Raw genomic sequence first — 26298 nt, 5'->3', positions numbered from 1 at the left:
CTAGATCGAAACATTTGCCACTGTCGGCGCAAGGTCTTCGGCGACGGCAAATTGCGACAACGAGGTGGTTTGGGCGCAGATCGTCCGTGTTAGAAAATCCCGGATGACTGTGCCTTCAACCCGCCCAGATCGTCAGCAAATCGCTGCGCATAGCTCTCGAATTCGGGATCATAGATACAAAGATTGTCTACCGCCTCTTTCATCGTTTTACCTCACATACGCGTTCGGGATCGGAACATCAGTGGCCGAACCGAATGACTGGATAAGCGTTCCGGCAGTCGATTGCTGAATGTACCAGGTCGCCGACGAAGATCTAAAAACGGCGGCGTCGAACCTGCCGTCGCCGTCATAATCGCCCGGCGCGGGCGCGTCGCCGTTCGCGCCGAACGGGAACGAATAGAAAGTGGAGTTCTCGGACCTCAGAATCAACCATTCGCCGGTCGTCGGGCGGAAGACCGCGACGTCCGCCTTGCCATCGCCGGTGTAGTCGCCCTGAACCGTCTTGTCGGTCGAAACTCCGAACGTCTGCGCGATAATACCGGCGGTCGAGCGCTTCAGCCACCATTGCCCGAGGCTCGGGCGATAGATCGCGATGTCCGTCTGTCCGTCGCCGTCGTAATCCGCGGGAACCGGAACGTCGCCGCCGACGCCGAACGTCTCGATCGTTGTTCCGCCGGCAGATTTTTGGATATACCAGGTCGAGTTTGAAGGCCGGAAGACGGCGGCGTCCGCTCTGCTGTCGCCGTCGTAATCGGCGGGAACAGGAATGTCGGTCGACGATCCGAACGGGAACGAATAGAAGGTCGCGTTCTCGCTCCGGAGAACGAACCACTCGCCCGTCGACGGCCGGAATATGGCGACGTCCGCGACGCCGTCTCCGGTGAAATCCCCCGGCGTGAGCTTGTCGGCCGAGTTTCCGAAAGTATGGACGATCGTTCCGAGATTCGAACGGTTCAACCACCACTGCCCGAGCGACGGCCGGAAGATCGAGATGTCGGTCTTGCCGTCGCCGTCAAAATCGAACGGAGAACGGCGTGTTTGCGGAACCGCGTAATAGACTTCCATTTCGTACAACGATCGACGGTCCGAAAAATCGTTTGCATAACCGCGCGCCCGAATGTATCCCGACGGGGTTCCCGGCGGCATTGCCAGGTTCCAGGTGTAGTACGGTGCCGGAGAACTGATGCCGTTGCCGAGAAAAGTATAGTTGACGCCATCGGTCGAACGTTCGAAAATAACGCGATTGACCTCAGGCGCGATACCGTCGCGATACCACTGAATTGTCGAAGAATTCGCCGTCAGAAAATAGATCGGCGGACCGTTACTGCGCGATAGTGCGGCAAATTGGTTCCGGCTCTGTCCTCCAATCAAAGTGAAATACCCGCCGACCAAAATCTTTCCGTCGTCGCGGATGTTCATCGACTGGATATTTTCGTTTGCGGCGGTGTTCTGAAAAAGCGAATTTACAGAGCCGCTGGTATTCAGCATTGCGATGTAGGCGCGCGGCAATCCGTCGACGTTTCCGAATCGTCCGGCGATGAAAATATTGTCGTTCGTGTCGAATTGGATCGACAAAACGGTGCCGTCGATCACGGCGGCCGTGAATGTCGGGTCAAGCGTGCCGTCGCTGTTGAGTCGAACGAGGTTCGCGCGTCCGTTGCCGTTGACGCCCGCGAAACTTCCACCGACGAGGATCTTTCCGGCTCGGTCGATCTTGATATCGCTGACCTCGTGGACGATGCCGTTCAGGACCGGATTGAATGTCGTGTCGAGCGTGCCGTTCGCGTTGAGGCGCGCAAGTCCGGTTCGCGGCTGTCCGCCGACGTTCTCAAACGCTCCGCCGATCAGGATCTTACCGTCTTGCTGAACCGCGATCACGTCGATCAAATAATCGACGTTCGCCGCAAATGTTATGTCGACCTGCCCAAGCTGAGTCAGTCGGACGATTCTGTTTGACGTTATGCCGTTGACCGCGGTGAACTGTCCGGCGACGAGGATCTTGCCGTCGAGCTGAATCGAGATCGAGTTTACGAACGGCGTGGACGCGCCATAGGTGAAGGTCGGGGCGAACGTTCCGTCGATGACTCCGTTTGAATTGAAACGCGCGATTCGCGACTGTCCGGTTCCGCCTGCCGAAGCAAAATCTCCGCCGACGAGATATTTGCCGTCGGGCTGAACCGCCAGCGCGTAGGCCCAGCCCGTAAGCTGCGGATTTGCAAACGTCGAATCGTTTGCCCCTGTCCAGCCAAGTCTTGCCATTCCCTGCCGCGCGGCACCGCCGACACTCGTGAAACCGCCTGCAATCAGCGTCTGGCCGCCCGGAAGTGCAACTATCTCGACCGGCGGCCCTCCGACGATGCTGAGATTCGTATCACCGTCGAGACGGCCGTCCGGATACAAACGCGCGATCCGGTTTATAGACGGAAACCCGTTGATCGCGGTGAACGCTCCGCACGTGATAACGCGACCGTCCGCGAATGTCAGAACGTCGGTGACGTAATTATCCGCGGAACCCACGAAAGACGAGTCGACCGTTCCGTTCCGGTTTAGCCTCGCGATATTGTTGCGCGCGGCGCCGTTTAACGTTACGAATTGTCCGCCCGCGAGAATCGTGTCATCCGCTTGGATGTGCAGGCTATAAACGGGACCGCTGAAGTTCGGCGTAAATGATGGGTCAGGCGTCCCGTCCGCGTTCAGGCGCGCGAAGTTGTTTCGGGCGGTCGAGCCTTCGCCGAATCTTGAAAAGGAACCGGCGATCACGATCTTTCCGTCCGCCTGCACGGCGGAAGAATAGGTCGAACCGTTCGAACCGGGAAAGCCCGCGTTAACGATGAACGAATTGTCGAGCGAACCGTCGGCGTTGAGCCGGGCAAAACGCCATCTGGTCTGCCCGTTGACGTTGAAGAATTGTCCGCAGATCAGTATCTTTCCGTCCGGCTGAAGAGAAATTCCGAAAACGGCATCGTCGACATTGGGCGTGAAGGTCGCATCCAGAGTTCCGTCGGCGTTGAAGCGGGCCAACTTGCTCCGTGGCGTTCCGCCGATGGTCGTAAAATGTCCGCCGACCAGTACCTTCCCATCCGATTGAACGGCGACCGCGGCGGCACCCGAGATCGCGGCGGTGAATGCTCCGTCGTTGGTTCCGTTAAAATTCAGTCGTGCGATTCCCGCCGACGGGCCACCGCCGATCTGCGTGAAACTGCCGATCACAACGAGTTTGTTGCCGCTAACGGCCAAAGCCTGAAGCGCGCTGTTTGGATTCGGGTTATACGTCGTATCCAAACTTCCGTCGTAATTGAGCCGTGCAAGGTGCGACTTGGCAACGCCGTTTACCGTCGTGAACTGTTGCCCGGCGAGGTAGATACCGTTAAATGAGGCTTCAACGCGATAGACCAACCCGTTAACGTCAGCGTGGAACCCGTCGACCGCGGATTGTCCGAGCGCGAGAACGGAAAACGCGCCGACAACGATGATCGATAGGATCAAACGGATTGCATTTCCGAATAAAGATCGCCCGAGATCACTGCGAATTTCCGTGAACAGTGCGGCTGTAACCGGTTGTTTTGCTTTCATCTGAATCTACTCCCTGGATGTCCCAAATTTTTCTCTTTCAAATCACTACGCGGAATTTTTCGGAGGATCGGCTCAACTGAGGTGACTTCGAACATTCCGTTTCGACCCAACGACTTTGTTTGCTTGTATCGGAGCTTTGCGCATTTCGACACGACGACCGTGGTAAAATCCCTCAAGTCGAACGATATGGCGAGCGAAGTAACGGAATTGCTTGAGGAGCCAAGAAGCGGCAACAGCGAGTGCGAGGCCCTTGATCGGTTGCTGCCGTTGCGGCGACTGGCCGGCAGTTTTCTCAATCGTGAAGCGATTTGTCGCCAAAAACTACGGAACTCGAGCACGAGGTCTATTTCAAACTGACGGATCAGCGAAAAGGTGGATTGGGAAAACCGCGGCCAGTTTTTCCGGATCGCAGCGTAGGCGATGCGTCGGATCTTTGCCGCGGTTGAAAAAACCGGCAGTCTAATTGCCCATAAATCGCGCCGCATACAGATACTGCCCGAAAGACACCCCTCGCGCCGAAACGCTGATTCCGAGCCTGATCGTCATCGGTCGGTTGTAGAGCTTGTTAATGACCGTTTGCGGCAAGCCAAGATCGGCGAAATAACTGCGCGCAAAGCCGCGTGTCGAAGCTGAACTGGACTGATTGTAGTCAAATTCAAAATCGTTGGCGGGAATGGTTCTGTTGAAGACCTTCGTGCCGAAAGCCGAAATCGTCAGCGAGCCGTTCAATGGCAATCCGGTTGTCGGGTCGAGTGCCAACGGATCGTTCAAAGCTGTGCTCTCGATCGTCAAACGCGGCGTGAAGCGGAAGAATGCCGGAAGCCCGTTGGCAAAATCGTTGTTGAAGTCGTTGCTGATCGTGTTGTTGAGAACGAAGAAGATCACATTGTCGACCGAGCGTCCGGGAATCGTGATTCTGCCGATGTCGTTGAAGGTTCCAGCCGAGGTCGGCCCGCCGACCGTGTGCGCCAGGCAGCGGTCGTCCGCGCCGAGCGTGACGTCCACTTCCGCCAGCAAGATCACCGGATCGCAGCTGCGATAAACATAGACCACGCCGGTCGCCGCCGTTCCCAGGAATTTTACGTTCCTTCCGAACGAATCGGGATCGCCCACATCAGCGACCGAAAGCAGGGAATTGATCGGGTTGTTCTGCTCCTTCTTGACGTCCGTCAATTCTCTTAGTATTGACTCCCGTTCGCCCTTCGCGTCCGTTTTGTCTTGCGCCGCGGCGAATTGTCCCCCGATGCAAACCAACATCATCATCATCATCGTCAGTTTTTTCATCTTTCTCTCCTTTTTTATATATTTCTTGAAAATCCGTGCCCATCAATCGGCATCTGGTTCAAGTCCGCAGGACGACCGCCGGCCGGCACACTCTTCGGAACGGATTGATGGAGCTTTGATCCGGCCGGCAAAATCACTCGTTACAACGCGAGTTTTGGCGCTCGAACCCTGAAGACAACCTGACCTCGACAAATCACCATCGATTGACAACGAATCTCTTTTGCCGAAATTGCGATTCTCGTTCACATAACTACGCGAGATCGCCGTTCGATCTGGCTCAATCGGCGTTTTATCACGCAAATCTCCGTCGGTCGCTTTCGGCGTACCGAAGAACGTCCCTGGAGATTCTCTCCGATCATCGACCGCCCATACGTCTCGCCGGACCGGAGTATTGTCGCGAGCCGTTCGGGGCGCGTGGCAATCGGACGCGGCGTCTAAGCGGGATTATGGTAAAATTGCGCAGCGATCTTATGGCAAATGAAGTTACCCGTTTGTTAAGCGAGCTCAGCAACGGAGCGGTTGATGAAAATCGCGATGCTCTGGATAGATTGCTGCCGATCGTTTACAACGAACTGCGCCATCTGGCCGCGAGCTTTTTGCATCGTGAAAATGCCGTTTCAATTCAAACGACGGAACTCGTCCACGAGGTGTATTTCAAACTCACCAACCAACGTGCGGTCGATTGGGAAAATCGCGGTCAGTTCTTTGCTATTGCCGCCCAAGCGATGCGGAGAATCTTGATTGATGCCGCGCGGCAGAGAAAGTCCTTAAAACACGGTTTTGAAAAGGTCTCGCTTGAAGACGCACCGACGCTTTCGGTCGAAATGAACCAGGATCTCCTCGCTCTCGACGACGCCTTGAATGAACTTGAAAAACTCGACGCCCAACAATGCCGGCTTGTCGAACTTCGCTATTTTGCGGGTATGACGATCGAAGAAACCGCGCAAGTCTTGCGGATTTCGCCGGCGACCGTAAAACGCGAATGGGTGATCGCGCGCGCCTGGCTCTATGAGAGAATCAACGCCGATTGAATGGTCCGAAGAAACGACGTGAGGCGCCACCGACCCAAGCCGTTGCTTCGAACTTTGATTGAGCCATTCCCCCATTGTTTCACGCGTAGTTTCTAGAGGAGACAATATGGATTCCGCGAAATGGCAAATAATGAAGAACGTACTTTCGGCCGCGCTTGATTTGCCCGAAGCTGGACGTGCTGACTTTCTTTCGCGTGAAGCGGACGAAGAAGTTCGGAGCAAGGTCGAAAAACTGCTTGCCGCCCACGAGAAAGCCGAAGGTTTTATTGACAGGCCTCTCTTGATCTCGCAAGGCATTGCGGAAGATGAATCGAAAGAGACGTTCATCAACAAACGGATCGAGAATTATTTGATCCTTGAAAAAATCGGCTCCGGCGGAATGGGCGCGGTCTATCTGGCCGAGCGCGTCAATTCCGATTTCAAGCAGAAGGTCGCACTAAAGATCATCAAACGCGGAATGGATTCCGAAGCGATCCTGAAACGATTTGCGACCGAACGCCGGATTCTCTCAACCTTACGACATCCGAATATCGCGCAATTAATTGACGGCGGAATTTCTACCGAAGGCTTGCCGTTTTTCGTGATGGAATATGTTGAAGGACTCCCGCTCAATCAATACTGCCGTGAGCGACAACTATCTCTCGAAGAACGACTTGGAGTTTTCAGGCAAATTTGTTCAGCCGTCGAAAACGCACATCAGAATCTCGTCATTCACCGCGATCTGAAGCCGACGAATGTCATCGTCACCAGTGACGGCAACGCAAAACTGCTCGATTTCGGGATTGCCAAGGTTTTGTCGGACGATGGTTTCGAGAACACAAACACGGCGACCCGGGCGAAAGTATTCACGCCCGAATATGCGTCTCCCGAACAGATTTTAGGGAAAACCGTGACGACGGCGACCGACGTTTACAGCTTAGGCGTGATCCTCTATGAGCTTCTCGCCGAGCACCGCCCCTATGAAACAAAAGGAAGATCGTTCGACGAGATCGTCAAAAGCGTCTGTGAAACCGAACCCGTCCGCCCGTCGGCGTGGATTTCGGATTTGGGATTTCGGACTTCGGATTCGAAGGTAACGGTCTCAGGCGATCAAAAGACGGCTCACGACGAATCGAAAACAAATCCGCAATCCGCAATCATAAATCCCAAAATACTAAAGGGCGATCTGGACAACATTATCCTGAAAGCGCTGCGGAAAGAACCGGCCGAGAGATACGGTTCGGTGCAACAATTTTCGGACGATGTCTTGAGATTTCTGCAAGGCTTGCCGGTCCTGGCGCGTCCGCAAACTCTGAATTACCGTTTTGGAAAGTATGTCAAACGCCATCGGGCCGGCGTCGTTGCCGCGGCCCTTGTTTTGTTTTCACTGATCGGCGGAATTTCGGTGGCCACCTGGCAGGCGGTCGTCGCCCGCCGCGAACGCGCCAAATCCGAGCGGCGTTTCAATGATGTGCGGAAACTGACGAATTCGTTCTTGTTTGAGTTTCACGATGCGATCGAGAATTTGCCGGGATCTACCCCCGCTCGCAAACTGGTAATTGACCGTGCATTGCCGTTTCTCGATAATCTCGCGCTTGAATCGGGGGATGACGACTCGCTGCAAAGCGAACTGGCCGAATCGTATTACAACCTCGGAATGATCCAAGGTCACCCGTCGTTTCCGAATATTGGTGATGTCGCGGGCGCTATTGGGAGTTTTCGCAAATCCATCACGATCGGGGAAGTACTCGTCAGGCACGAACCGACCAATCCGGATTTTCGTCTCAATCTGGCGAAATACTACGATATGCTCGGCGATATGTTTGGAGTCGCAAGTTACGACACGCCAGCTGCAACCGAGAATTATCAAACGGGACTGCGATTGCGTGAAGAAGTGCGAAAGGAATATCCTGCGGATCCAAAGGTGCTGAATGGATTGATGATCAGCTACGAACGCGTCGGATCCATAAAGGCCAAGACCGGCGAACTGAATGCGGCAATCAAGTATTATCAGGATACGCTCGCGATGGCGGAGCAGTTCCAGGCTTTGGAACCGGCAAACAACAGACGCCAGCGCAATATTTTCTTGGGCTATTACGCAATCGGGAAAGCCTTGCATGCTAACGGAGAGTATCGGAAAGCACTCGAACAATATGCAAATGGTCGGACTTTGGTTGAAAACGTGATTAGCGTTGAGCCGAACAACACCGATTTGAAGAGAATGATCGGGCTTTTCGATGATCTATCTGCGAATGCTTATCTCGAACTCGGAGAGACTGAACTTGCCAACGTGTTGTCAAACAGCGGGCTTGCCGTTTCCGAACAGCTTTTTGCCGCCGACCCGACAAATATCCAGTTCTACGGCGATCTCACCGTCAGTCTGGATACGGCGGGCGATCTGCGCGTCAAGGCAGGCGATGTCGCCGGTGCGTTGAAATTGTTGAACCGTTCGCTCGAAATGCGCGAAGCCGCTTTCAAAAACGACCCGACAATGACGCTGGCCAAGCGTTATATTGCCATTAGCCGGAACAAAATTGCCGCCGCATTTCGCGCAAACAATGATTTGGCTGAAGCCCTCTCTCAACTGAATATGGCGCTGAAGATCAATCGCGAATTATGCCTCAGCGATTCGACAAATCTGGATTTGCGCCGCGAACTTGCGGTCTCATTGAAGGGAAAAGGCGAAACGCTCGCTCTGATCGGCGCGAAAGAACGGAATCTCGTTAAATCACGCGAAGCCCGCGAATTGCTCGAAGAGAGCCTCAAGATCTACACCGATCTGAAGGCGAATAACCAATTCTACGGGTCTGACGAAGCGAAATTCGCGGATCTGAATGCTCTTATCAAAAACAACTTTGCGTTTTGACGAATTTCGGGCTTGCCTTGACCGAACTGCCGCCGAGTTCGTCGGCAAAACGCCGTGCATATCTCTCAAATTCAGGATCAAAGATACACGCCCTCGACAAACTCGGAAGACGCGCCGAAGGATTGACCGAGCTCGAATCCGGATTAAAGCTATATCTCACGTATCTGAACGCAAATCGAAAAGACCCGGAAGCGATGGCATTCGCGCCGGAAATGCTCGAAATTCCCGCTGGCTTTTTTTCGGATCGCGGCGATCGCCGAAGATCGGCAATGATCTGGGAAGACTGTGCGGATCGTCTGTCGCCGTTTCTGGCCGCATCACCGGGTGACGGCGGGTTCAGCCAACGCGTTTCGGATTGTCTGCGTCGACAGGACGATGTACTTGGCGGAGCCCGGGAAGGTTCGGCCGTAACCGCGACTGCCGCTGAACGCGCCAAAGCGCTCGCGCTCTACAAACGAGCGCTCGAGACGATCCGCGGCTCGAAGGTCAAATCACCCATCTTCCAATCGCGGATCGAGGAACTGGAAGCGACGATCTCGGCACAATGAAGACTTATTGACGACTTATAACGACAGTGAAAACGATTCCCGTGTGAATAACGCTCAAGCCAATCGCGATCAGTCTGCGCAGATATTCTTTGGGGTACGTCCGGATCGGAGTAAACATGTCGGTTTCCTCGACGTGAGCGACGGGTTTGATAATCAGCTTTGAGCCGAGATAGATCGTGAAATACGAGATTGCCAGCACGACGACGGCGGGATAGAAAAAACCGGCCAAACCGGCCTTGTCGAAAAGTATCCCAAGGTCAAAACGCTCGTTCAGTGCGGCCCGCCAAACCCCGATTGTCAAGATTGCGAACACGGCAAAAACGAATGGGTTCGTCTTGGTTTCCAGGCTCGCGATAGAATCGTGAACCACCGCTTCTTTGACGCCTTCGTACTCGCGTTTCGCTTCCACGGTCATTTCGACAACTTTTTTTAGTGTTCGACGGGGCATACGTGTCAGGATCTTCGTTCAAGAATGAAGTCAGCAATGTCGCTCAGGATTTTGGTTGATCGGTCGAGTTTCATCAAATCCGCGACGGCCGCATTGCGAACCTGCTTCGCAAGGTCTCCGGCTTGATCGAGCCCGAGCAGCGCTGGATAAGTAGCCTTTTCGGAGGTGACGTCCTTGCCGGCGGTTTTGCCGAGCATTTCTGTCGTTTGCGTGACGTCAAGAAGATCGTCGGTGATCTGGAAAAGCAGGCCGATCTTGGACGCGTATGAGGTGACCGCTTCAAGTTCCGATTCCGTCGCGCCGCCGATCAGCGCTCCGGCGCGGGCCGAAAATCTGATCATCGCGCCGGTCTTGTTGAGGTGGATGCGTTCAAGTTCCTCGATCGTGATCGACCGGCCTTCACTGTCAAGATCGAGCTGCTGGCCGTCGACCATTTTCGCCGCCGCCGTGGCGAGTTCGCTGATGAGCCGGACGCGCGTCGAATGGTCGAGCGATTCGTCGCTCGCGATCGCGCCGAACGCGAGCGACTGCAGGACGTCGCCGGCGAGGATCGCGGTCGCCTCGTCGAATTTGACGTGGCACGTCGCGCGGCCGCGGCGGAGATCGTCGTCGTCCATCGCCGGCAGATCGTCGTGGATCAGCGAATAGGTATGGATCATCTCGATCGCCGCGGCGGATCTCACAAGCTTCTCATCGGGCGCGCCGAAGGCCCGGCCGACGGCGACCAGAAGTGCAGGGCGAAAGCGCTTGCCGCCGGCGAAGACGCTCCAGCGGACCGCTTCGTAAAGCCGTTCCGGCGATGTCGGGATCAATCGCTCAAGTTCAGCATCGACGAGGCGCGCGCATTCTTCGAAGAAAGCCTTGAGGTCGTTCATTATGTTCTAAGGATAATTGATGGAGGCTGGGATCGAGAAATGGCAACGGCATTCACGTTGCTTTCTTGGTTTATCAGAGATACGGTTTACCGCCCGGATGTGCGGCAAGGCTGTGGAGGCTGTCTCAAAATTCACCGAATTGAGTCTCCGAAGGAGACAAAGAACATACGTGACGTTGCATTCCCGTCTTGGTCGCTGTAAGTGACCAACAATCATCGATTTATGTTCGTCTCATTCGGAGACGGAAGTCGAATTCCGATCCTCACTTAGCGATTCTCGCTACGCTATGGTGTCCGTCACCTTCGGCGACACTAGGGACTTTTGAGACAGTCTCCTGTGCCTTTCCGCACATCCGGGCGGCAAGCCGCAGCAGGGCCTTCCGTTACCGCGGATGATTCCAGACAACCGTCGGACATATCGTTTCAATACCTTGCGTATTCTTCGATTCAAAGCTACATTAAGGCAGTTCATTTCAATCTTTCCCCGAAGACAAAATCCGGAGGCTTTCGTTCGATGAAAAACCCTTTTCTTGAGAATTTTCGTTCTTATATTCCCGACAAGACCTCGTTGCGCGAGCTGTCGGTCCTGCCGCTGCTCGTCGGCACGATGCTCGGCATTCTTTTCGGCGCTTCGTCGCTTTATCTCGTTTTGAAAACGGGACTGACGGTTTCGGCATCGATCCCGGTGGCGGTCATCGCGATCACACTGTTCCGGATATTGTCGAAGCTTGGAATGCGCGACGCAACGATCCTCGAAGGCAACATTATGCAGACGGCCGGATCGGCGGGCGAGTCGATCGCGTTCGGCGTCGGCGTCACGATGCCGGCGATCATGATCCTCGGGTTCGACCTCAATCTGATGCAGTCGACGCTCGTCGCGGTCTTCGGAGGGCTTCTCGGCATTCTGCTGATGATCCCTTTGCGCCGCGCTCTGATCAAAGAGCAGCACGGCTATTTGAAGTATCCGGAAGGCACGGCCTGCGCCGAGGTGCTCAAAGCCGGAGCGTCGAAGGAATCGCGCGAGGCTTCGCACGAAGGCGACACGAGCGCTGACGACAGCAGCGCGCTGCAAGGCGGAAAGATCATCGGCGTCGGCTTCGCGATGGGTTTCGTTTACAACGTGCTGATGCAGGTTTTCAGCCTTTGGAATCCCGAGCCGAGCAAGAAGCTGAGCGACAGCACGATCAAGGGCGGTTCGGTCGCGCTCGAGAACAACCCGGCGCTTCTCGGTGTCGGTTACATCATCGGCCCGTACGTTTCGGGGATCATGCTCGGCGGCGGCGTTCTCTCATATCTCGTACTGATCCCGCTCATCAAATTCTTCGGCGAAACGGCGGCGGCGCCGATCGCTCCCGAACTCAGCAAGACGATCGGTCAGATGTCGGCCGGTGAAATTCGCGGTTCTTACATTCTTTATATCGGCGCCGGAGCGGTCGCGGCGGCCGGGATCATTTCGCTCGCGCGAAGTTTGCCGACGATCTGGAGCGGTTTGAAATCCGGCCTCGCGGATCTGACGGGCGGCTCGAAATCGGCCGACGGATCGAAGCTCCCGCGAACCGACCAGGACATTTCGATGAAGTGGGTGATCGTCGGGATCATCGGGCTGATCGCCGGAATTCTGCTGCTGCCGCAACTCGGGCTGAGCATTTTCACGGACTGGAAGGTGTCGATCGTCGGCGCGATCCTGATCCTCGTGCTCGGCTTTTTGTTCGTCACGGTTTCGTCGCGGCTGACGGGCGAGATCGGCTCGTCATCGAACCCGATCTCGGGAATGACGGTTGCGACATTGCTGATCACCTGTCTCGTCTTTCTGATGCTCGGCTGGACCGCTGCCGATCCGTATTTCGTGACGGCGCTCAGCGTCGGCGGCATCGTCTGTATCGCCGCGTCGAACGGCGGCACCACGTCGCAGGACCTCAAAACCGGATTCTGGGTCGGCGGCACGCCGCGCAACCAGCAGATCGCGATCCTTTTCGGCGCGCTGGCCTCGGCGCTCGTGCTCGGCTGGCTGTTGGTGACGCTTAACAACGCCGAAACTTATTATCACAAGGTTGCCGAAAAGGAATTCGCGACCGAGTTTCGCGTCAAGGAAGAACAGCTCTTCCGCGAAGGCGGAACTTTCAAGTCAGAGAAGATCGTCAACGGCAAGTACAAAGACCAGGATCAGAGTGCTTACCGCGTCTGGCAAAATACAGATCCGGCGGCCGGACCGATCGGGAAATACCTGATCGATATGCAGGGCAAGCCGACGTATCTCGTCGATCCGGGCATCAACGGCCAGATCAAGATCGATGAAGACGGGAAGGAACTGACGCGTTATGACGCCCCGAAGGCGACGCTGATGAGCTACATCATCAAGGGAATTCTCAACCAGCAACTGCCGTGGGGACTTGTTCTGATCGGGGCGATGATCGCGATAATGCTGGAACTCGCGGGCGTTCCAAGCCTTGCGTTCGCCGTCGGGCTCTATTTGCCGATCTCGACTTCGACGCCGATCTTCTTCGGCGGAATGGTCCGCTGGGCGGTTGACCTTTATCTTCGTAAGAAGTTCACTCGTGAGAATCTATCGAAGGAACAGATCGACGCCGAGACCGACAAATCGAACGGGGTTCTGCTTGCGTCCGGCTACATCGCCGGCGGGGCGATCGCCGGAATTATGGTGGCGTTGTTCAGCCTCGACAAGCCGGAATTCCTGAAATCGCTGAAAGGGATCAAGGACAGCTGGGCGAAATGGGCCGAGACCGGAAATCCGTTCTTCGCGGGCGAAAATGCCGATCTTCTCGGTATGATCCCGTTCCTGATCCTGACCGTGATCCTCTATTTCGTCGGTCGCGAGATAGTCCTCGCGGGCAGGAAGAAGGACGCCTAGGGCGTGTCGACAAAACTGTGCTTTTCACGAGTTGTTCTGTGCTAATATCACAGGGCAACTCGTTTTTCAGTGGGAGTATTACTGCATTATGACCAAGTCCCTCCGCGTTCTTTTACTTTTTGCATTCTTGTCTTCCGTAATTCAGTGCTTCGCGCAGGACCCTGAGATCAAATCGGTTCGGGTGACGCGTGCGACGCCTGACCCAACGCCGACGTCGACCGTTCGCGGCCGGGTTTTCTACGCCGAGACGAGTCGGCCCGTGCGGCGCGCGTCGATTATGCTGATGTCGGCGAATATGCGCGGAGGGCCGGGCGAGGGAAGCGGGCTGACGGACAACGAAGGCGTTTTTGAGATCAAGGGTGTGCCGGCCGGAACGTATTACGCGATGGTCAACGCCCCGGGCGTCGTTTCGCCGCTGGCGTTCCTCGATTTTTCGAAACTCGACCGCGGCCGCGATATGGACGGCGCGACGGTCGAGGAGGCGTTCAAGGACTTCCAGAGGATCGTCGTCAACGGCGTCAACGACATCGACGTGCAGATCGCGGCGCGACGCGGCGGAGCGATCGCCGGTCGCGTGATGTACGACGACGGCGACGCGGCGATCGGCGTCAAGGTTGAGATCCTCCGCAAGGTCGAAGACAGATTTGTCGGCGTGATACCGAATTTTTCGGCGGTCGTCGGAATGTTTGGCGGCGGAAGCGGATCGTTCCAGACGGACGACCGCGGCGTTTTCCGTTTCTCCGGACTCCCGCCGGGCGAATACATCGTAAAAGCGACCGAAAACGTCAATCACAGCGGCGCAAAAAACTCGCAGTCGTTCGAGACTCTACTGCTCGGCGGCGGCGGTTCGTTCTTGACGATCTACCACCCGGACGTTTTCGACCCGGCGTCGGCGCAGTTGATCAACGTCGAGTACGGCCAGGAACTGACCGAGATCAATGTCACGATCCCTGGCCGATATCTCTACAAGATCAGCGGCCGGGTTACATCGCGCAAAGACAAGACGCCCGTCAAGGCCGAGATAATGCTTCAACGCGTGGCGGAGGACAAAACGTTCTCGGTGTTTACGGAGATCGCCCGGCGTATGCAGGCCGTGCCGACCGACGATAATGGCGCGTGGCTGTTCAAAGAACTGCCGAAGGGAGTTTACAAGGTCATCGTTTCACCGGCGCGTGCCGTCCCGGATTATTCGGATGATTCGGACGGGACCGGGCCGAAGCCGAAGGTGCCGGAGCCGCCGAAATTCGCCAAGAAGATCCAGGAGATCACCGTCGAGGACAAGGATCTGGCTGAGATCAATGTCGAACTCGGTTTCGGGGCTTCGGTTTCGGGAACGGTCGCCGTCGAGAATCTTTTCAACGAGATGCCAGACGGCGTGACGATCAGGGCTGAAAATGAGGTCGCCGAACTGAACACCAGCGGCGGGGTTTGGAACTACGCCGAACGGGATCCTTCGAAACCCGGGAAACTGAACCACGATTTCAATCTCGAGAACGTATCCGAGGGAAAGACGAAATTCAGCATCGTACTCGGCGATGGCGATTACTACGTCAAAAGTATGACGGCGGGCTCGACCGATCTGCTCGCAGGCGTCTACGAGATCAAGGAGGGCGAGAAACTGGCCAACGTCAAGATCGTGCTTGGCAAAGGGCTTGCGACGCTGAAGGGAACGGTGACCGGCGATGATAAGGAGCCCGTTTCGGGCGCGCAAATGATGCTTGTGCCGACCGACGCCAAACGTCGCAATTCGACGTTTCAACGCAACGCGCGCACCGGTGACACCGGCGAATACGAGGTCAAACTGGCGCCGGGCGAATACGCGCTGATCTTCGTCACCGAGGACGATCTTCGGAAAAAACGCGAAGCCTGGGACAGTTGGCTCGAAGCCGAACTGAAGAAAGCGCAAACCGTGAAACTCGAAAGCGGAAAAACGGAAACGCTGAATTTGAAACGGGTCAAATGAAAGCGGGTCTTTGATCTTGGAACTTTGATCTTCGAGTTTGAGTAGTTTGTGTGACAAATCAAAACTCAAAGATCAAAGTTCCAAGATCAAAGGCCATATCTTCAAGTTTCAATCAACAAAAATTTCCAATTTTTGTTTTACATTTTTTTACACGCCGCGTTATAATCTTCTGGCGCGGCGATTTTCTCGCCCCCGATCAATTCCCCGAAACAAACTTCAAGTTCATTTCTTTCAATCCCGGAGTGTTTTTATGTTGCGAGCGAATTTCTCTAAGTATGTCTTCTTAGTTGTTCTTGCGGTGTGCGGCTTGGGCGGCTGCGGTGCCGTTGCGCGGACCGAAACCGTGACCAGGCCGGCGGCGAATTCGGCAGAGATGAAAACCGAAACTAAAACTGACCCGGCGGCGAATTACTCAAAGCGTGCGACGATCGAGATCACCCCGAACGGTCCGGCCGATACCGTCCGCGTGTTCTATGCACACCTGCGCGAGAAGAAGTTTCGCGACGCGCTGTTTCTGACGAATCTCCGCCCGGCGATCGAGGGGCTGACCGAAGCCGAACTCGACGAGCTTAAGGTCGATTTCGAACAGATCGCGGTCGGCGTCCCGGCCGAGGTCGAGATCAACGGCGAGATCATTTCCGGGGATTACGCGACCGTCACTGCGAAGTTGCCCGATAATGAGACGCGCGAGATAAAGCTTCAGGAAATTCGCTTGCGAAAGGAAGGAAACGTCTGGGTCATCCTGACCGTCGACGAAACGGCCGAGACGGCGATCAAAAAGGAAGGAAATCGATATTTCTTCAATCTCAAGATCAAAACCCACGAATCCGAGGCCAGGGCGATGATCGAAAGGATCTTCAAATCACAGACCGTTTATGCTCTTCAGAATGGCGGCCTGTTCGGCGATCTCGACCAGTTGATAGGTGCCGGATTGCTGCCTGACGACGTTCGAACGTCAGAATCGACGGGCTACAATTTCGTGCTCATCCTGTCAGGCGACAAGAAAAAATACTATGCGACCGCCGTTCCGGCCGTTTACGGAAAAACCGGAAAGCTCTCGTACCTCCTCGAATTCGAAGGGAAGAATCCGAAGATATCGTCGAAAGACGTTCAGGGTCAATCACTTAAAAAGTAAAATTCGTGTGAATTAAAAGAAATACTTGTTGAAATTCTGTGTAAAAAGGTTTATAAGTTGTTCAACCGACGTTGTATCCCCTAAGTTACACAATTAAAACAAGATGATTCGAAAGTGGGTTGCAAAACTAAACAAGTCTATCGCGGGTAGTGTGGTTTCGACGCGGAAAGGAATTGCGGTGCCGGTCAAGATCTGGTTCGAACCCGACAGAAACACGGGCCGATTGATGCCGATTGAGAATCTGGTGATTACGGGTGAGACCAGTGATCTCAGCCGATCCGGAATCGCGTTCATCGTGGCATCGATTCGAATCCACGAGAATTACCTCGTCGGCGAAGGGCGAACGCTCAACGCCGAACTCGATCTTCCGGGCGGAAAAGTTCGGATGCAGATCATCGGACGCCGCTACGAGCAGGTCGGCGAGCATGTTTCGACCGCACGTTATCTGGTCGGCGCCGAGATCACGAAAATGAGCGACGGCGACCGCGAATCATACAACGACTTTCTGAAGTTCGGAAACAAGCGCAAGCGGCGAAGCCTGGAGTTGGGAATCGACAAAGGGTAGGCGATTTCGGGTTTTGGATTTGGGATTGCGGATTTTGTTTGAGGCGCGAGGATCGAGTTGATTCTCGCGTTTCTTTGTTTGCCGCCGGCATTGAATTCACAAAACAAGGAAGCGATACGCAGAATTCGGCTACAATGCAGAATAAGATCGAAACGGGAAACGGCGTGTCGAGATGACAAACCCAGAATCCAAAATCACCGTTCCGAAACTAGGCTTTCTCGGCGTCGGTTTCGCAAAAAAGGTACAGATCCCGGCATTTCTGATGGCCGGAGGTTGCGAGATCGTTTCGCTTGCGAGCGCGCGTTTGGAAAGTGCCGAAGCGACGGCCGGGCAGTTCGGCGTGCCGCATTTCACCGACGACTGGCGCGAAACGATCGATCATCCTGACGTCGATCTCGTCTGCATCACGACTCCGCCCAATCTCCATTGCGAACAAGCGCTCTATGCCGCCGCCCGCGGGAAGCACATACTTTGCGAAAAGCCGATGGCGATGAACGTCGCCGAAGCCGAGGCGATGTGCCGCGCCGCAAGAGACGCGAATGTTCTCGCGCTCATCGACCACGAACTGCGGTTTCAGACCGGGCGTCGGAAGGCGAGGGAAATGCTCCGGGAAGGCGCAATCGGCAAAATTCGCCACGTCAAGTATTCGTTCCGCAACGCGATGCGCGGCGACGTCAATGTGCCGTGGAACTGGTGGTCCGACAAAGATGCCGGCGGCGGCACGCTCGGCGCGATCGGCTCGCACGCCATCGATTCGCTGCTATGGTTTCTTGACACAGGAATTGCGAGTGTTTCGTGTCAACTCCAGACTCACGTCAAGCGCCGAACCGATTCAAACGGCCGGCTGCGTGAAGTTACCACCGACGACGAGGCGCTCCTGAACTTTCGTTTTGCCGACAGCGAGCTGACCGACGACACGACCGGTACGATGTCTCTTTCGATGATCGAGTATCCCGATTATGAACACTCGATCGAGTTCGTCGGAACCGACGGTTCGATCAGGGTTCTGTTTCTCGGCGAGGTCTTGTTGACCCGTTCGGGCGATACCGGCTGGACGAAGATCGACGTCACGATCGGCGAGTCTGTTCCCGGCTTATTCGATTCCGGCTTCCCGAATGCGTTCGTCGCCTTCGCGCCGAAGATCCTCGACGCGGTACGATCCGGTGCCACGACGGTCGAAGGAGCCGCGACATTCGAGGACGGCCTGCGCGTTCAGCAGATCCTCGACGCCGCCCGTGAGTCCGACCGCTCGGGACGGCTGGTATCGTTGGAAAGCGATTGAATTTCCGGTCTCGGTTTCACCGCATTTGTGCTAAAGTGAGACAGTTTTTTTGTCGAACTTCCCTCGAGTTTTCAATTTAGAAAATATAGGAGTGACCAATGAAGGCGTTAACTGGCGTTTTGGTGTTTTTGATCTTGTGCTGCGGCGCGGCGGCGATCGGTTTGACCGCTCTTGCGGAAAATCCCGCACAAAAAGAGTTTTTGGAAAATGGTGGCGAGGAAGATCAGGATCTTCCGACCGGCGTGACCATCGACAAAGGTGAATACATCCGTCTTCGTGAAGAGCATATTGGGCTCCTCCGAGGTCTCGACACCGCAAAGCCGGACTCGCGCAAACAGGCGATCATTGAAATGGCGCGCAGCGAACAGGCGGTCGAGCGTCGGCGACAAGAACTGAATGAACCGCTCGGTAACTTTTGGCTGCCACTTGGTCCGTCACCGATTCCGGTCAACGCGTCGACTTCTTACAGCGGTCGAGTTTCGGCCATTGCGGTCCATCCGTCAAATCCGAGTATAGTGTACGTCGGAACCGCTCAGGGCGGGGTCTATCGGTCGCTCAACGGCGGCACTGTCTGGACGCCGATTCTCGACGGCGCTCAGAGCCTCGCAATCGGATCGATCGCTATCGCGCCGTCCGACCCGTCAACGATCTTCGTCGGAACCGGCGAGCCGCAGTTTTCCTCGGACAGCTTTTTCGGAGTCGGAATCTACCGCATCACAAACGCCGATACAACGCCGACCGTCTCCGGACCTTTCAACGCGGGCAGCGCCGGCGGCGATGTTTTCACGGGTCGCTCAATTGGCAAGATAATCGTTAATCCAACAAACCCGAACCAACTCTTCGTGACTTCGGTCACCGGCATAGCCGGCATCGGCGGATCGACGACTGGCGCCACGCTTCCTCCGGCTGGCCTTTTCCGGACCTCGAACGCGCTCGGCGCGACACCGCAATTCGAAAAGCTTACGGTTTCCGCGCTCAACGGCGGAAGTCGTCGAATTCTTGACGCGGTCATCGAACCCGGCAATCCGGCGCGATTGATCGTGACGCTCGTTGATTCGGAAGCGCTCGGTGACGGCGGCGTTTATCTTTCAACGAACGCGCTCGATGCCGCGCCGACATTCATCCGCACACAAGCGACCGGGACGACGACCAGCACCGGGCGCGCGGAACTCGCGATCCAGAAAACCGGATCGACGGTCACGGTTTACGCCGCGACCGGGGTCGCCAACGGCACGCTTTACAAATCGATCGACGGTGGTTCGAACTGGACCACCGCGGTCGCCAACAGTTTTTGCAATCCGCAGTGTTTTTATGACGTCGCCGTGGCGGTCGATCCGAACAACGCCGACAATGTCTATCTCGGCGGTTCGCCGGCGCTTGTTTTCGGCCGGTCGACCAATGGCGGCGCGTCATTTACGAATAGTTCCAGCGGTTTGCACGTCGACACTCAAGCGATCTCGATCGCGCCTTCAGATCCGAACACGATCTATTTCGGCAGCGACGGCGGAATCTGGAAATCGGTCAATGGCGGAACGAGTTGGATAACTCTCAACAACTCGACGTTCAGCGCGACACAGTTTCAGGGAATTGCCCTCCATCCGTCCGACCGGAATTACACGCTCGGCGGCACGCAGGATAACGGGACCCAGTTTCTCGCTCCAAACGGCATCACCTGGGTTCGTTCGGACGGCGGCGACGGCGGATTCGCGGTGATCGATCAAACTTCCACGTCACCCAACGAAGTAACCGCGTATCATACCTATTACAATCAAACCAACAGTCAGATCGGGTTTTCACGCGCGACAACGACGGTTAGCGGAACGACCGCGAACGGCGATCCGAATTGGAGCGGGTTTCTTGGATGCGGCGGCACTGCAAACGGAATCAACTGCGCCGATGCGGTACTGTTTTATGCGCCGATGGTCGGCGGACCCGGAACGCCGAACACGCTCTATTTTGGAACGACGAACCTCTATCGCTCGACCGATAAAGGCACGACGATGACGAGCGTCAGCGGCACGCTCCCGGCTCGCATCAGCGCGATCGCCATCGCCCCTCAGGACGACAGTATCAGACTCGTTGGATTGACGAATGGCGCAGTCTATCTTTCGACAACCGCCGGCGCCACGACAATGAATGCGATCAGCGGGTCGATCCCGGCCCGTTACATCGGGCGCATCGCGATCGACCCGACCAATGCCAACGTTGCTTACGTCGCCCTCAACGGCTTTGGTTTGGCCGCCGGCCAGCATGTCTGGAAAACGACGAATCTTTTGAGCGGCGCGCCGACGTGGAGCGCGGCTGGAAATGGGATTCCGGATGTTCCGACAAACACGATCGTCATCGATCCTTCGAATCCGAACACACTCTACGCCGGAACGGACATCGGCGTCTTCTCCACCTCGGATGGCGGCGCAACGTGGATACCGTTCAGCAATGGACTGCCGCGAGTCGCGGTGTTTGGAATGGAGCTTCAGAACGCATACCGAGTTCTCAAGATCGCGACCCACGGCCGCGGGATCTTTCAGTACAATCTGCGTGCGCCGATTCGCCGCGCCGAGTCCGATTTCGACGGCGACGGAAGATCCGATCCGGCGGTCTTTCGGCCATCGACCGGGAGTTGGTTTCAAACGACAAGTTCGAATAACGGTGTTCGGGTCAATCAGTTCGGCATCGCGTCTGACACCGTCACGCCGGGCGATTACGATGGCGACAGCAAGAGCGACATCGCGGTTTATCGCGGCGGCATCTGGTACGTCTTGAACAGTTCGAACTCCGTCGCGCGGATCGAACAGTTTGGGATCGCGAATGATCGGCCGGTTGCCGGTGACTACGACGGCGACGGCAAAATGGACCTCGCCGTCTATCGCGACGGCGTTTGGTACGTTCACCGGACGTCGGATTTCGGTTTCACGATCCAGACCTTTGGACTTGCGGGCGATACGCCCGTTCCGAGCGATTTCGACGGCGACTCGAAAGCTGATTTCGCGGTCCATCGTCCTTCGGATTCGCCGGCTGATGCCGACTTCTACGTTCTCAAGACGACCGATGCAGGCGTTTTGTCATATTCGTTCGGCAGCACGGGCGACATTCCCGTCGTCGGTGACTATGACGGTGACACGCTGGCCGACATCGCCGTCTGGCGCCCGGCTAACGGAACCTGGTATGCGCTCCGTAGTCTGAACGGAATCGTGATCACGCAGTTTGGGATTGCGTCCGACATTCCTTCACGCGGTGATTATGACGGCGACGGCAAGACGGATCTCGCCGTTTATCGTCCGAATGAAGGAAACTGGTATGTTCTCAACAGCTCGACGGGCGTGCCGAGTGTCAGGCAGTTCGGAATATCGACCGACGTTCCGATCGCCGGAAAACAGAACCACTGATCGGTTTCGAAAACGGCCGACGCCTTTGCGGGAAGCATTTTTTGATATGGTCGGACCGATCTTGTTGCGGCAACGGCGGAAGATTGTCGGTCTATCGGGTTTTGTGAGGTTGCTTCTTAAGATATGAAGTGGATCTTTCGAGTTTCGATCGTCTCGATCGCCGCGGCCTTCGTTTTGCTCGCGGGCTTTTTCGGGTTTGCGCCCGGATACATCGCGCGGACCTCGAACAAGGTCGTCAAACCGCCCCCGTACACGGTTTCGGAACGCGCCGGTATGCTGCACGAAAAGCTTCTGGTCGCCGATCTTCACGCCGATTCGCTGCTCTGGAACTACGATCTCAACCAGCGTCAAACGTCCAATCACATCGATCTGCCGCGTCTGATCGAGGGTAACGTCGCGTTGCAGGCGTTTACTGTCGTCACCAAAACACCGCGCGCGATGAACATCGAATCGAATGCGGACAAGTCCGACAATATCTTCTGGCTCGCGCTTGCGCAGCGGCAACCGCTTGAGAATCTTTCGAGTCTGACGAAACGCGCGCTTTGGCAGGCCGCGAGGCTTCACCAGTATGCGAACGATTCCGGCGGCAAATTGGTCGTCATCAAAACGAAAACGGATCTGAGCGCTTTTCTCGAACGACGCAAGACCGAACGGATCGTCGGCGGCTGGCTCGGGATCGAAGGCGCGCAGGCGCTCGACGGACGCGTCGAAAACGTCGATGTTCTCTTCGACGCCGGCTTTCGGATGATGTCGCCGTCGCATTTCTTCGACACCGAAATGGGCGGATCGGCGCACGGACTCGAAAAGGGCGGTCTGACCGATGCGGGCCGCGAAATGATCAAGCGTATGGAGTCGAAGGAGATGATCGTCGATCTTGCGCACGCTTCCTCCAAAACCATCGACGAAGTTCTTGCGATCGCAACGCGTCCGGTGGTCGTTTCGCATACCGGCGTTCGCGGAACTTGCAACAATCAGCGAAATCTGTCGGACGATCAACTCCGCGCGATCGCGAAAACGGGCGGAATTATCGGGATCGGATTCTGGGACACCGCCGTTTGCGGCGAAGACGCGGGGTCGATCGCCAAAGCGATCCGGCACGCGGTGAACGTCGTCGGCGCGCACCACGTTGCGCTCGGCTCGGATTTTGACGGTGCCGTCCGGGTTCCGTTCGACGTCACGGGAATCTCGATGATCACCGAAGCGCTTCTCGTTGAAAACTTCAGCGATGATGAGATCGCCTTGATAATGGGCGGGAACGTGGCGCGGATTCTCGGCGAAAATTTACCGGACTAAAGCGGGCGTGGCCGGATTGAAAACTCTTCGTTTGACGTGCAGAATAGCTGCACTAGCCCGATGCTGTTCACGCTTCAAAAACTCTTTTTGTCAGTGGCCGCGGTCTTTGCCTGCATCTTTCTCGCCGCGCCGTTATCGACATCGCAAACGCTTCCGTTCAAGAACTTTACGACCGCCGATGGGCTCGGACACGACTTCGTGAACCGGATCGTCCGCGATTCGCGCGGTTTTCTGTGGTTTTGCACCGGCGAGGGCCTGTCGCGATTCGATGGAATCGAATTCAGAAATTACACACAGGCGGATGGATTGCCGCATCGTGAGGTGAACGATCTTCTCGAGATCGATGGCGGAAAATACGTGGCCGCGACCGCCGACGGAGTCGCGGTTTTTGATCCAACCGGAACCGGTCCGATGTTTCGCCCGTCCGACTCGCAAACCGTTGCGCAACCTATGTTTCGGACTTTTCGATCGTCCGAACCGCCTTTCGACAGCAATCCGTTTTCCGCGTTGGACCTTTATCAGTCGCCCGACAAAGGCATCTTTGTCTCCACCGTCAGCGGGATCTTTCGATTCTCCGTTCAAAACGGTCTCGAGGCGATCGGGATCGAAGAATGGCGCGGCAAACGGATCGAGGTTCTTTCGACGTTTCAAGACACGCGCGGCACGTTCTGGGTCGCGACCAGCACCGGCGTCTGGACCTTCGACGAGCGCCTGGAAAATGGAAGGCGAATTCTCGACACCTCGGCGAGAGTTGTCCACGAGGACCGTGCCGGGCGGATTTGGGTCACCGGCGGAGACCGGAGCGAGGGTTTGAGCGTCTTCGAGTATCAGGCCGGCAGGCCGGTTTTGACCAGACGGTTTACGACGGCGGACGGGTTGACGGACAATACGTGGATTCATTCGATCCTTGAGACCACCGATGGCAGAGTCCTTGTCGGGATCCGAAACGGGTTGTGCGAATTTGTCCCTGATTCGAAGCCGGGCGCGAAACAGTTCCGTGTTCTGTTTTCGACCGACGTCGTCTCGCTCGGAGAAGATGCCGGCGGGAACATATGGATCGGAACGGGCACCCGCGGCGCATTCAAACTGACCCGCAACAGTTTCGTTCTTTTCGACATTCCCGAAAAACCGCCGTATGGGAGCGTGACGTCGATCTTCAGTTCCGGTGCCGAGGTGTTTGTCACTTCGAGCAGCGATGACCTGCTCCGATTTGACGGCGAAGGCTTCGTCGAGATCGGACCGGCGGGCCGTTGGGTGAGGAGTTGGGGCTGGAATCAACTGGACGTCCGATCGCAGATCGACGGTGAATGGTGGATCCCGACATCGACCGGACTGTTTCGATATCCGGCCGAAACGGAAATCCCGAAACTTGCCGCGGCCTCGCCTAAACGAGTCTATCGGAAAGTTGACGGCCTCTCCGCCGATGACATCTTTCGGCTCTTCGAAGACTCGCGCGGCGACCTTTGGTTCTCGAACATCTCACGCGCCGGCGTGATGCGTTGGGATCGCAAGACGGATACTGTCCGGCAGTTCTCGGCTGCCGAAAATACTCCGGACCACAGCGCCCCGACGGCTTTTGGCGAAGATTCGGCAGGGAACATCTGGCTGGGATTCTACACCGGCGGCGTGGCGCGTTACCGGAACGGCACGTTCGAATTTTTCAATTCGCCGGAGCGTTTTCCGCCGGGGTTGGTCAACGCGGTTTACAGGGATTCGCGCGGCCGCTTGTGGGTCGCGATCAGCAACAGCGGCATCGTTCGGATCGACAACCCGGCAGACGAAACGCCGGTTTTTACGAGGATCTCGGTCAGTGAAGGCCTTTCAAGCAATCAGGCGAACTGCATCACCGAAGACGATTCGGGCCGGGTCTATGTCGGCACCGCACGCGGGATCAACCGCTTCGATCCGGAATCAGGTCGGATCAGGCTCTTCACTCAGGCGGACGGACTGCCTGGCGGGAATATAAATCGTTGTGCCCGCGACACGAACGGCAGTGTCTGGTTCGCCCAGAAGTTCACGATCGCGCGTTTGAACCCACGGGACGCGAAAGCATCGCCGCCGCCTCCGATTTTCATCGCCGGTCTTCGGGTCAACGGCGAAACCGTGCGGCACCTCTCGGAACTCGGCGAAACCGTCATCAAAGATCTCTATCTCGATACCGACCAACGTCAACTTCAGATTGATTTCTTCTCACTCGCGTTCGCAGCCGGCGAATCGCTCAAGTATCAACATCGGTTCGGAAATTCCGATTGGAGTGAGCCGCTGGCCCAACGAAACGTGAATCTCAACCTCACTGCGGGCAGCTATGATTTCCAGGTTCGCGCGATTTCGTCCGATGGAGTGGTCAGCGAAGCACCTGCGACGATCACCTTCTCGATTGCGCGGCCGGTCTGGCAGCGTTGGTGGTTTTTGTTGCTGACAGCGTTGATCGTCGGGGGCGTCGTGTATGCGGCGTATCGCAATCGTTTGAGACGGCTAATCGAACTCGAACGCGTCCGAACGCGGATCGCGACCGATCTTCACGACGACATCGGTTCGTCGCTTTCGCAGATCGCGATCTTGTCTGAGGTTGTCAGGCAGAAGGTCGGCGACAAAGATGCGAATGAACCGCTCAATATGATCGCCGAGTCGTCGCGAGAGATGATCGATTCGATGAGCGATATCGTTTGGGCGATCGATCCGAACAAGGACAGTTTGCACGATCTCGTGAATCGAATGCGTCGCTTTGCAAGCGACATATTGGAAGCAAAAGACATTGCATATCGGTTTCATTTGCCGCCGACGGGCGATTTCGCGCTCGGTGCCGACGTTCGGCGCGAGATCTATTTGATGTTCAAGGAGTGCGTCAACAATCTCGCAAAACACGCGCAGGCGACAGAAGCCGATTTGATGATCGCCGTCGAGGATGACCGCTTGACGATTCGGATTTCGGACAATGGCCGCGGCTTTCAAATGCGGAGCGAGGAGAACCATTCGCCGCAGGAGGGTCTCGGGGGCAATGGTCTGAACAATCTGCGCCGCCGCGCGGAGAGCCTCGGAGGCAGTTTTGAGGTCGAATCGGAGATCGGCAAAGGAACCGTTGTCACGGTCCGCGTCCCGATCAGGGCCAATGTTATGTTTGGAGGACTTCGACGTTTCGTTGAGGGATAGCGGAAAGAGACGAGATAATTGTTGCGCGTTGGAGAACATCCTGACTACTTGA

15 protein-coding genes are annotated in these 26298 nt (G+C 56.1%); 11 read left to right on the top strand and 4 right to left on the bottom strand.

Going from position 1 to position 26298, the window contains the following annotated elements:
* Positions 1 to 207: 207 nt before the first annotated feature.
* The gene (locus IPN69_24490; protein ID MBK8813869.1) at positions 208 to 3573 is read right to left on the bottom strand and encodes a VCBS repeat-containing protein; all 3366 of its coding nucleotides are present in this window, start codon (positions 3571 to 3573) and stop codon (positions 208 to 210) included.
* A gap of 459 nt (positions 3574 to 4032) precedes the next feature.
* Positions 4033 to 4857: a hypothetical protein gene (locus tag IPN69_24485; protein ID MBK8813868.1), complete on the bottom strand. Its 825-nt coding sequence runs from the start codon at positions 4855 to 4857 to the stop codon at positions 4033 to 4035.
* A gap of 470 nt (positions 4858 to 5327) precedes the next feature.
* On the opposite strand from IPN69_24485, the gene IPN69_24480 reads away from it, so the two are divergent.
* The 3 genes from IPN69_24480 (at position 5328) to IPN69_24470 (ending at position 9281) form a co-directional block, all read left to right on the top strand.
* Positions 5328 to 5888, top strand: a complete 561-nt coding sequence (locus tag IPN69_24480; protein ID MBK8813867.1) for a sigma-70 family RNA polymerase sigma factor — start codon at positions 5328 to 5330, stop codon at positions 5886 to 5888.
* Between the two features lie 130 nt (positions 5889 to 6018).
* Positions 6019 to 8733 carry a serine/threonine protein kinase gene (locus IPN69_24475; protein ID MBK8813866.1) on the top strand — a complete coding sequence of 905 codons (2715 nt, stop codon included), beginning with the start codon at positions 6019 to 6021 and terminating at the stop codon, positions 8731 to 8733.
* Positions 8730 to 9281 carry a hypothetical protein gene (locus tag IPN69_24470; protein ID MBK8813865.1) on the top strand — a complete coding sequence of 184 codons (552 nt, stop codon included), beginning with the start codon at positions 8730 to 8732 and terminating at the stop codon, positions 9279 to 9281. Before IPN69_24475 ends, IPN69_24470 begins: the two co-directional genes overlap by 4 nt.
* Positions 9282 to 9285: 4 nt before the next feature.
* Here the strand turns inward: IPN69_24470 and IPN69_24465 are convergent, their stop codons facing one another.
* Together IPN69_24465 and IPN69_24460 are read right to left on the bottom strand one after the other, a co-directional pair.
* Positions 9286 to 9696, bottom strand: coding sequence for a hypothetical protein (locus IPN69_24465; GenBank protein ID MBK8813864.1), 411 nt, complete (start codon positions 9694 to 9696; stop codon positions 9286 to 9288).
* 38 nt (positions 9697 to 9734) lie between these two features.
* Positions 9735 to 10604 (bottom strand): polyprenyl synthetase family protein, encoded by an 870-nt coding sequence (locus tag IPN69_24460; GenBank protein ID MBK8813863.1) that lies wholly within the window; start codon positions 10602 to 10604, stop codon positions 9735 to 9737.
* A gap of 513 nt (positions 10605 to 11117) precedes the next feature.
* On the opposite strand from IPN69_24460, the gene IPN69_24455 reads away from it, so the two are divergent.
* The 8 genes from IPN69_24455 to IPN69_24420 all read left to right on the top strand — a co-directional run bounded on the left by IPN69_24455 (position 11118) and on the right by IPN69_24420 (position 26246).
* On the top strand, positions 11118 to 13472 hold the full coding sequence (locus IPN69_24455) for an oligopeptide transporter, OPT family (protein ID MBK8813862.1): 2355 nt from the start codon (positions 11118 to 11120) through the stop codon (positions 13470 to 13472).
* 88 nt (positions 13473 to 13560) lie between these two features.
* Entirely contained in the window at positions 13561 to 15435 is a 1875-nt protein-coding gene (locus tag IPN69_24450) for a carboxypeptidase regulatory-like domain-containing protein (GenBank protein ID MBK8813861.1), read from the top strand.
* 373 nt (positions 15436 to 15808) lie between these two features.
* Entirely contained in the window at positions 15809 to 16570 is a 762-nt protein-coding gene (locus IPN69_24445) for a hypothetical protein (GenBank protein ID MBK8813860.1), read from the top strand.
* Between the two features lie 103 nt (positions 16571 to 16673).
* Positions 16674 to 17135 carry a hypothetical protein gene (locus IPN69_24440; protein MBK8813859.1) on the top strand — a complete coding sequence of 154 codons (462 nt, stop codon included), beginning with the start codon at positions 16674 to 16676 and terminating at the stop codon, positions 17133 to 17135.
* A gap of 172 nt (positions 17136 to 17307) precedes the next feature.
* Positions 17308 to 18417, top strand: a complete 1110-nt coding sequence (locus IPN69_24435; GenBank protein ID MBK8813858.1) for a Gfo/Idh/MocA family oxidoreductase — start codon at positions 17308 to 17310, stop codon at positions 18415 to 18417.
* Positions 18418 to 18515: 98 nt separating this feature from the next.
* On the top strand, positions 18516 to 21803 hold the full coding sequence (locus IPN69_24430) for a VCBS repeat-containing protein (protein MBK8813857.1): 3288 nt from the start codon (positions 18516 to 18518) through the stop codon (positions 21801 to 21803).
* A gap of 123 nt (positions 21804 to 21926) precedes the next feature.
* Positions 21927 to 23096, top strand: coding sequence for a dipeptidase (locus tag IPN69_24425; protein ID MBK8813856.1), 1170 nt, complete (start codon positions 21927 to 21929; stop codon positions 23094 to 23096).
* A gap of 60 nt (positions 23097 to 23156) precedes the next feature.
* On the top strand, positions 23157 to 26246 hold the full coding sequence (locus IPN69_24420) for a hypothetical protein (GenBank protein MBK8813855.1): 3090 nt from the start codon (positions 23157 to 23159) through the stop codon (positions 26244 to 26246).
* Positions 26247 to 26298 lie beyond the last annotated feature (52 nt).

It is taken from the genome of Acidobacteriota bacterium (assembly GCA_016715115.1).
GTDB lineage: Bacteria > Acidobacteriota > Blastocatellia > Pyrinomonadales > Pyrinomonadaceae > JAFDVJ01.
This window is presented reverse-complemented; position numbering and strand designations above follow the sequence as displayed.

Coding starts and splice junctions, on each gene's coding strand:
- IPN69_24475 (MBK8813866.1), top strand. CDS start 6,019: ATGAAGAACGTACTTTCGGCCGCGCTTGATTTGCCCGAAGCTGGACGT.
- IPN69_24485 (MBK8813868.1), bottom strand. CDS start 4,857: ATGAAAAAACTGACGATGATGATGATGATGTTGGTTTGCATCGGGGGA.
- IPN69_24425 (MBK8813856.1), top strand. CDS start 21,927: ATGAAGTGGATCTTTCGAGTTTCGATCGTCTCGATCGCCGCGGCCTTC.
- IPN69_24440 (MBK8813859.1), top strand. CDS start 16,674: ATGATTCGAAAGTGGGTTGCAAAACTAAACAAGTCTATCGCGGGTAGT.
- IPN69_24430 (MBK8813857.1), top strand. CDS start 18,516: ATGAAGGCGTTAACTGGCGTTTTGGTGTTTTTGATCTTGTGCTGCGGC.
- IPN69_24490 (MBK8813869.1), bottom strand. CDS start 3,573: ATGAAAGCAAAACAACCGGTTACAGCCGCACTGTTCACGGAAATTCGC.
- IPN69_24420 (MBK8813855.1), top strand. CDS start 23,157: ATGCTGTTCACGCTTCAAAAACTCTTTTTGTCAGTGGCCGCGGTCTTT.
- IPN69_24445 (MBK8813860.1), top strand. CDS start 15,809: ATGAAAACCGAAACTAAAACTGACCCGGCGGCGAATTACTCAAAGCGT.
- IPN69_24450 (MBK8813861.1), top strand. CDS start 13,561: ATGACCAAGTCCCTCCGCGTTCTTTTACTTTTTGCATTCTTGTCTTCC.
- IPN69_24435 (MBK8813858.1), top strand. CDS start 17,308: ATGACAAACCCAGAATCCAAAATCACCGTTCCGAAACTAGGCTTTCTC.
- IPN69_24465 (MBK8813864.1), bottom strand. CDS start 9,696: ATGACCGTGGAAGCGAAACGCGAGTACGAAGGCGTCAAAGAAGCGGTG.
- IPN69_24460 (MBK8813863.1), bottom strand. CDS start 10,604: ATGAACGACCTCAAGGCTTTCTTCGAAGAATGCGCGCGCCTCGTCGAT.
- IPN69_24480 (MBK8813867.1), top strand. CDS start 5,328: ATGGCAAATGAAGTTACCCGTTTGTTAAGCGAGCTCAGCAACGGAGCG.
- IPN69_24455 (MBK8813862.1), top strand. CDS start 11,118: ATGAAAAACCCTTTTCTTGAGAATTTTCGTTCTTATATTCCCGACAAG.